The 6,966-nt window shown below is 57.1% G+C and carries 9 protein-coding genes; all 9 read left to right on the plus strand.

Features of this window, described 5'->3' with window-relative positions; all coding sequences use genetic code 11:
- Positions 1 to 59: 59 nt before the first annotated feature.
- Positions 60 to 1,283 (plus strand): tyrosine-type recombinase/integrase, encoded by a 1,224-nt coding sequence (locus FURADRAFT_RS17745; RefSeq protein WP_008955556.1) that lies wholly within the window; start codon positions 60 to 62, stop codon positions 1,281 to 1,283.
- Between the two features lie 417 nt (positions 1,284 to 1,700).
- Positions 1,701 to 1,916, plus strand: a complete 216-nt coding sequence (locus tag FURADRAFT_RS17750; RefSeq protein WP_008955557.1) for a helix-turn-helix domain-containing protein — start codon at positions 1,701 to 1,703, stop codon at positions 1,914 to 1,916.
- A gap of 40 nt (positions 1,917 to 1,956) precedes the next feature.
- Positions 1,957 to 4,074 (plus strand): AAA family ATPase, encoded by a 2,118-nt coding sequence (locus tag FURADRAFT_RS17755; RefSeq protein ID WP_008955558.1) that lies wholly within the window; start codon positions 1,957 to 1,959, stop codon positions 4,072 to 4,074.
- A 260-nt stretch (positions 4,075 to 4,334) separates the two neighbouring features.
- Positions 4,335 to 4,643, plus strand: a complete 309-nt coding sequence (locus FURADRAFT_RS20295; RefSeq protein WP_150105102.1) for a hypothetical protein — start codon at positions 4,335 to 4,337, stop codon at positions 4,641 to 4,643.
- 210 nt (positions 4,644 to 4,853) lie between these two features.
- Positions 4,854 to 5,159 carry a hypothetical protein gene (locus FURADRAFT_RS17760; RefSeq protein ID WP_008955560.1) on the plus strand — a complete coding sequence of 102 codons (306 nt, stop codon included), beginning with the start codon at positions 4,854 to 4,856 and terminating at the stop codon, positions 5,157 to 5,159.
- An 83-nt stretch (positions 5,160 to 5,242) separates the two neighbouring features.
- Positions 5,243 to 5,605, plus strand: a complete 363-nt coding sequence (locus tag FURADRAFT_RS17765; protein ID WP_008955561.1) for a hypothetical protein — start codon at positions 5,243 to 5,245, stop codon at positions 5,603 to 5,605.
- 49 nt (positions 5,606 to 5,654) lie between these two features.
- Entirely contained in the window at positions 5,655 to 6,143 is a 489-nt protein-coding gene (locus tag FURADRAFT_RS17770) for a hypothetical protein (RefSeq protein WP_008955562.1), read from the plus strand.
- Between the two features lie 2 nt (positions 6,144 to 6,145).
- The gene (locus FURADRAFT_RS17775; RefSeq protein ID WP_040653178.1) at positions 6,146 to 6,658 is read left to right on the plus strand and encodes a hypothetical protein; all 513 of its coding nucleotides are present in this window, start codon (positions 6,146 to 6,148) and stop codon (positions 6,656 to 6,658) included.
- Between the two features lie 37 nt (positions 6,659 to 6,695).
- Positions 6,696 to 6,966, plus strand: a 271-nt coding sequence (locus tag FURADRAFT_RS17780; protein ID WP_008955563.1) for an IS5 family transposase, incomplete at its 3' end; no start/stop codon positions are given.

Raw genomic sequence — 6,966 nt, forward strand, 5'->3', positions numbered from 1 at the left:
TGAAATTGTCAGGGTTACGGCTACAACGTAACCCCAGCCGTAACCCCGAGGAGGATGCCATGGAAACTAGGATCGTTTTCACCAAAGCGGCACTCACCAACCTGCCGGTGCCGGCAGCCGGTCAAAGGTTTACCTTTCACGACACCAAGCAACCCGGTTTGCAATTGCGGGTCACGCCCAACAACGTCAAGACTTTTGCTGTGTTTAAGCGGGTGGCCGGTGGGTCGCCTGAGCGGGTGTCCATTGGGCGGTTTCCAGAAGTGACGGTAGAGCAGGCGCGAGCCAAGGCGCGTGAAGTGGTCAACGCGCTGGCCACTGGCGTCAGCCTGAGCGCTGGCAAGCGTCAAGCCAAGGCGAAGGCGGCGGCAGTGCCGACGCTGGGCGACGCGGTGCGCGAGTATGTCGAGCGAGCCCGCCGTGCCGACGGCAAGCCGCTGAAACCGTCCACGCGGCACGATTACTTGAAGATGGTCGAACCCGGCGTCACCAAGCGCACCGGGCGGAAGTGCAAGGACGGCATGTTGCTGAAGCTCGCCGAAATCCGCATCGATCAGATCACCGCCGACGATATCCACCGGGTCTATGACGCCGCCGCTGCCCACGGCGAGCGCCAGCAGACTTATGCCATGCAGGTTCTAAGGGCGGTGCTGAATTTCTATGGCGTCGCCGTGCCGGGGTCGCCTTTCAGCAAGGACACGCCGCGCCGTAACCGCATCAGCCTGCCACCGGCCCAGCCTGCGGATAAGTCCATCGAGCCGGAAGATATCGGCCGGTGGTGGCTGGCCTTGAGCGAAATGGAAGACACACCCACGGTGCGCTATCTGAAATTTTTGGCCTTGACTGGTTGCCGCCCATCCGAGCCGCTGGAAATCAAGGTTGAAAAAATCGATGCCGCGCATCGGTGCGTTGTTTTGCTCGATACGAAAACCAGAACGGATCATGTCCTCTATCTATCGAACCAAGCATGGGGAATCGTTGAGCGGCAAATGGCAAATAAATCCGCCGATGAAAGGCTGTTCAAGGCAGCCTACGATTTTTATGCTGTAGCCGAAATACGAGAAAAGTGCGGGGTGTATTTCAGCCGTAAAATGTTGCGGTCAACGTTCGCTTCGATTGCCGAGCCACTGGTGTCCACTTATACGCTGAAAAAAATGATGAACCACCGGCAGGCAGGCGATATTACAGCACGGCATTATATAAGGAAGTCGGAACAGCAACTTCGAGCAGGCTGGCAGGCCGTCGCCGATTACCTCGATCAGCAGGCCGCCAGCGCCAAAGCCTGACCCGCCACCACCCCAGCCCCCAAGCGCCCGCCATCCAGCGGGCGTTTTCATGTGTGGCAAGGGCTTCGGCTCGCTCCGTGCTACACGCGCCCACCGACGACCCCGACATCACGCTGGCGTTCCGCAACATCCCGCGCCCGCCCGGTGGGCGTTTTTCGTGGAGTGCACCACCATCGTCACTTTCGGCGAAGTGCACGAACTGGCGTGCGCGCAAGTCGTCCGTCGAGTGCGCTTTGCACCCGGCGAGGCCAGTGCGTGCGCACCACCCAGCCCTTGTTCACGCGGCTCGCGGCCACGTTCCATCAGCCCCTCGCGGGGTGCTAAAAAGTTACCCCCTGTTTTCACCCGCATGCGGCGAGTAGTCTTTGGCTTGTCGCAAGCACCGGCAAATTGCCGGCTTTTCAGGAGAGCGCCGCCATGTCTACCGAACTGAAACCCGCCGTCGCAAACGCCGCAAACGAACGTTTTACCACCGTTGAGGCGGCGGCGTATCTGGGAATCTCGCCGAGCACGTTGAATTCTTGGCGCTGCACAAAACTGCGGGCCATCAGGTTTTACAAAATCGGGGCGCGGGTGTTTTACCGGAAAAGCGATTTGGACAGCTATATCGCAGCAAATAGCGTGGAAGGCTAACGCCAAAAGGCTTGCGGGCACGATTTGAAGGGGGTCTGCCATGGAACTGCAAAATGAAGGCCGTCCGGGGCAGGACGGCCAAGAGGGAAAACTTACTCTGGTACAAAATAACGATAGCCCCAATTTGGCCGACCTGCAAGCCAGTTACGGCCCCTTTGCCCCGTATGCTTGCCTTAAATGCTGGGTGCCGTGGAAGCTGACTAAAAAGCCCGGCAAGGCCAAAGCAGACAAGGTTCCCCATAGTGGCCGACATGGTTTAAGCACCAACGACCCGAACGATTGGTGCACCCTGCCGGACGCCTTAGCTATCGCCAAAGAACACGGTCTAAACGGCGTCGGCATTGTGCTGACCGGTGGCATCACCGTTGATGGCAAGCGCTTGGTCGGCCTTGATTTCGATGTTGTCGAGGACACGTTCCAATTGCCGTTCGAGACATATTGCGAAAAATCCCCATCTGGTAATGGTGTTCGCGCTTTCGTCACCGTGCCGGAGGAATGGGCCGCTCAGCGGGTAGATAATGGCCGTGGCCATTACCCCGGCTGCGGTCATAACGAAATTTATATCGGCTCGGGCGGTCGGTTTTTGACCGTGACCGGCAACACCATTGAAGCTCTGCCTTTTGCTGATCTGAAAGGTGCCGATCTGGATAGGCTCGACGCCCTGCTGAAAAAGGCCGACAAAACACCTGCCTCCCCGGTTTCGGGTGTCGATCTGGCTGACGGCTCTCTGGTTGATCTGGATAAATTCCCTTTAAGCGACAAACATCGGGCGTTGATTGCCGGTGAAATCCCGGCAGGCCAAGGCAAGCGCCATCCCGTCGTGCGTAGTTTCTTGCTGCTGCTGGCGAGCAATGGCGTCAGCGCGGCCGATGCACTGGCCACCTGTCTGCAACTGCCGGGCTTGCTGGCCTATTTCGAAAAGCATAATGATGCGGTGAAATTCGCACGGACAGAAATCGAGCGGGCGTTTAATAAGGCTGGCCCCCAACTGAATGAACTCTGCGATAAATTCAAAAAACTGAATCCACCGCCGCAAAACGGCTGTGGAAATGAGCCCGCTTCATCCAAAAAACGCGACCCCCGAACGCGCTTGATTCCTATTGCCGAAGCGATGAAATCGGTCAGGGCCACCCAATGGCTGATCAAGAATTACCTTGAAGCCGACACGCTGGCCCTGATGTTTGGACAATCCGGCCATTACAAATCGTTCGTTGCCATCGATCTGGCTTTTTCCGTGGCCAGCGGCAAAGCGTGGCACGGCCACAAGGTGAATCGTTCCGGGCCGGTCATTTTCGTCTGCGGTGAGGGACAGCAGGGTGTTTACCGTCGCCTGATGGCGGTATGCCAAGAACGCGGCAGTGATTGGGAAACGCTGCCTCTGTATATCACATCGCGCCCTTTCGGTTTGTCCGAGGCCGATGAAGTGGCATGGTTGAAGGAATTGATCGACGGTCTGCCCGAGCCGCCTGTGTTGATTGTTGTCGATACGTTGGCGCGCAACTTCGGCAATGGCGATGAAAACTCCACTCGTGACATGAACTTGTTTATCAGTGCTCTCGATGAGTTTCGCGGTCACGCCAGCGTCTTGGTCGTGCACCACACGGGGCATGCCAATCAAGGCAGGGAGCGCGGGTCTTATTCTTTGCGTGGTGCCACCGATGCACGCTATTTCGTTTCATTCGACGACAAGCTGCGGATGGTTCATTTTGAGACACAGAAGATGAAGGACGACCTGTTGCCACCGCCCATCTATCTCAGCCCGAAAGTGGTCGAGCTACCTCTGCCCAACGAAGAAGGCGAAGGGCCGATTACCAGTGTGGTGCTTGTGGAAAGCGCCGACCAGAAAGCGGCGCGGGTGGCCGACGTTTATCGCCGGTTTCCCAAGCTGGAAAAACCGGAAAAACGGAAAACCCGTCTACCGCTGTTGCTGATTGCCATCCACGATAAGCCGGCCAGTGGAGCCAATGCGCTGGCGAAGGAAATCGGCAGCGGCAACAGCACGGTGCAAGACGATCTGACGGCATTGCGAGACTACAAGCTGATTGAGCCGGTGCTCAACAAGCTAACCCCTGACGGTATCGCGGTCGCTGCCGCCCTCACCGGGCGGGCCGATATCGTGTTCGAAGCCCGCCCGGCCGGCCATCCGGAAATCGGCTAAAAATGAACGTTTCATATTTTGGAAAAAACCGGATAGAAGCCGGATGGCCGATTGTTAAAACCACCGCAAAGCCAATACTGGCAAGGCTTTCAAGCCATCCGGAAAACCGGATAGCACCGGGATAAGACCCATCCGGTTTTGGCTCTCTCTAGGAGAGCCTAAAACCGGATAACCCGGATAGCTGAGGGGGAAACGGGATAGACCCCCCGGTGCAATTGGGTTCGCTGAGCCGCCCGGCTGGTGCGATTGAAAGGAGAACGATGATGAAAAAACCGTTGCTGATAGCACCACGCAATACAGCGCGTGAGGTGTTGCCCGGCCCGGACGCGGAACGCCTGCTGGCGTCCGGTTCATGGGTGCCGGTTGTTCTGCCGAAACCGCGATACCGATCTGCAAAAACCGTGGAGGCGTTTCGGCAGCGTCGGCGTGAACAGGGTTTCAAAGCCATCCATGTTTTATTGCCCGAGGGTGTTTATAAAGCGCTGCACGATCAACGGCAAAAAGGCGAAACCCTGGCCGGTGTAATTGAACGGCTACTGAGCTATGCGGCTGATAAATCCGGGGGATGAGACACACGAATAGAATCCACGGCTTCCGTTGCCGAACAGCGGATCGCCGACGCGCCGTGATTCCGGCCCGAGCACCCCGTCAAATACGGCAAAACTATTGACCTAAATGGACGGGAAAAGGACCATGCAAGGACTATTAGTCCCGGCAAATAGAAACCTGAAAGCCTTGCTGTGATTGGATTTCGCAGGTGAGATAGGACTTGGGGTTACATGCTGGGCAACATCAAGGGCTACAAGGGGGGTTTTGGTATGGAAAACGACGACCTTTTGACCTTTTCGACCGACATCGCCCAGCACCGATGCACGGCTTCTCTGACCGTCGCCAATGGCAATAATAGATTGGCAGTGCTGGCGATCAGCCACCCGCCGTGGTCGAGCATCGCCGAGCAGCGCGAGTTCGAAGCATGGAAAGAAACCGTCATCCGCTGGGCCACCAGCGTCAACGGTTCCTGCCCCTTGGTCATCGAGCCTGACCATGGCAGCGGGCCGCCACGCCGTCGTGGCGGTGCTGGATAGGCCAGTACAGCTTGAAGGCACTAGAACGCGCCACAGGCCGTTTCTGCGCCGAGAAATGGCATGTGTCACCACAGGAGAGAGCGATGAAACTCGATCTGACAGCTGGTAGCAGTACCGGCGAACACGATGTAGCGATCAGCGGTTTGCCCAAGGCGACACAGGAATGGATCGCCGCCGTCCGCGCCGACCAACTGCGCCGCAGCCAGAATGACCAGAACCGGTGCCATCAAGCCCGGTTAGCGCGATCTGCCACTATTGCCGCCATTGTGGAGCAGATCATCGCCGATCACTTCGCCACATTCGCCAAGCTGAAGCCCCACGAACAAGCCGGTGCAGTGCACTGCTGGGCGCAAGTGTCGATGCGCTACGAGCATGCACCGAGCCTCAAGGCAATCCGATGCTATTTAAAGAGACGTTGTCCGCACAACGACCACACCCGTCAATAGACGCTATTTATAGTTGGGCCATGAACCTTTCCCGATACCGGAGAAAATCATGGCCCACGAGATTATCGATACACCTGAAACGGCTGAATCCAAACCCATCAAAGCCGCGCCCGCTCTGGTTCGTAGCCAGCTGAAACTGCGCGAGGCCGTTTCGAATCATTGGCGTGTGATCGTCGGCAAAGACGTCACCCGAGAACGGCTATGCCAAAGTGATTTTTGGAGTATTGTATCCCGCGACTTCACACCCTACGACGAAATTGCGGTCGCCTCAGAGACTGGCCGCTTCTATGCGCGGTTGCTTGTACTTTCTGCCGGTCAAGGTTATTGCGACCTGTACGAGTTGGAATATCACGAGTTGCCTGTCCTTTTGGCCCCGGTGGATTCTATGCCAAATGGATATGATATTTTCTACGCAGGGCCGGAAAAGGGCTGGTGCTGTAAACGTTTGGTCGATGGCGTCCTCATGTTCGAAGGTGAGACTTCGAAGCAATCTGCCGTCAATCGTTTGCTCGATCATGGAACGTTCTCGGGCCGCTGATTATGGATGCCACGAAAGAACTTCAAGTGCTGGCCCATGTTCAGGCCGTCAGCCTGCATTTTCTGGCATGGCGTGGTGAGCTGTCGAGTCTCGTCACGCTGATCTGTTTCAGCATGAAACCCGAGGCACCGCCGCCGTCTGAAATCGAGCGCTTCCTGCGTCGAGAATCCACTATGGAAATCTTGGCCCAGCGGTATGAAGTAGCTCTATGGCGAGACACCCGGAAGCAATACCACTTGGTTTCCTTGACGGTGCCGAACGATATTGCCAAGGTGCGACGCCGCTTGAATGAAAAGCCAGCTAGTTGCAGTCAATGTTCTTGGTGCTGGCAGGACGCTGGCAAGCTGGCTGATATTGAGCTGATCCCTGAGCGCTCACTGGATGGCAATATTGTGCCGAGCAGATACCTGCATCCTCAATGCCAAAGGCCATGGCTTCAAATGCGGGCGATGCTGGCGCGCGAAGGGGAAAGCAAGGGCACCTCGAAAAACCTCGACGTGCCCGCCGACAGGTAAAATTACTCCGTCCTGAACTTCGTTGGGTCCGAGTCCGATGAAACAGCGCAACGCCATCAAGAACGACCTGTTCGCCGCCGACCACCACCGGCAGAAGATCGACCGTCTGGGCGATCCGCTCGCTGAGATCGAGAAGCACATCAACTTTGCCGCCTTAGCGGCCGAGGTCGATCGGGTAGCGCCTCGACCAGTCAGCCCGCAGGGCGGCCGGCCGCCGTTTCCAACCGAGACGATGGTGCGGATTCTGGTCCTAAAGCGGCTGTACAACCTGTCCGACGAGCAAATGGAGTACCAACTGCTCGACCGGA

Source organism: Pseudogulbenkiania ferrooxidans 2002 (assembly GCF_000174355.1).
Lineage (GTDB): Bacteria > Pseudomonadota > Gammaproteobacteria > Burkholderiales > Chromobacteriaceae > Pseudogulbenkiania > Pseudogulbenkiania ferrooxidans.

Bases quoted from the DNA above. Each gene is read 5' to 3' on its own strand.
- FURADRAFT_RS17770 (WP_008955562.1), top strand. From the start codon at position 5,655: ATGGCCCACGAGATTATCGATACACCTGAAACGGCTGAATCCAAACCC.
- FURADRAFT_RS17745 (WP_008955556.1), top strand. From the start codon at position 60: ATGGAAACTAGGATCGTTTTCACCAAAGCGGCACTCACCAACCTGCCG.
- FURADRAFT_RS17765 (WP_008955561.1), top strand. From the start codon at position 5,243: ATGAAACTCGATCTGACAGCTGGTAGCAGTACCGGCGAACACGATGTA.
- FURADRAFT_RS17755 (WP_008955558.1), top strand. From the start codon at position 1,957: ATGGAACTGCAAAATGAAGGCCGTCCGGGGCAGGACGGCCAAGAGGGA.
- FURADRAFT_RS17750 (WP_008955557.1), top strand. From the start codon at position 1,701: ATGTCTACCGAACTGAAACCCGCCGTCGCAAACGCCGCAAACGAACGT.
- FURADRAFT_RS17760 (WP_008955560.1), top strand. From the start codon at position 4,854: ATGCTGGGCAACATCAAGGGCTACAAGGGGGGTTTTGGTATGGAAAAC.
- FURADRAFT_RS20295 (WP_150105102.1), top strand. From the start codon at position 4,335: ATGATGAAAAAACCGTTGCTGATAGCACCACGCAATACAGCGCGTGAG.
- FURADRAFT_RS17775 (WP_040653178.1), top strand. From the start codon at position 6,146: ATGGATGCCACGAAAGAACTTCAAGTGCTGGCCCATGTTCAGGCCGTC.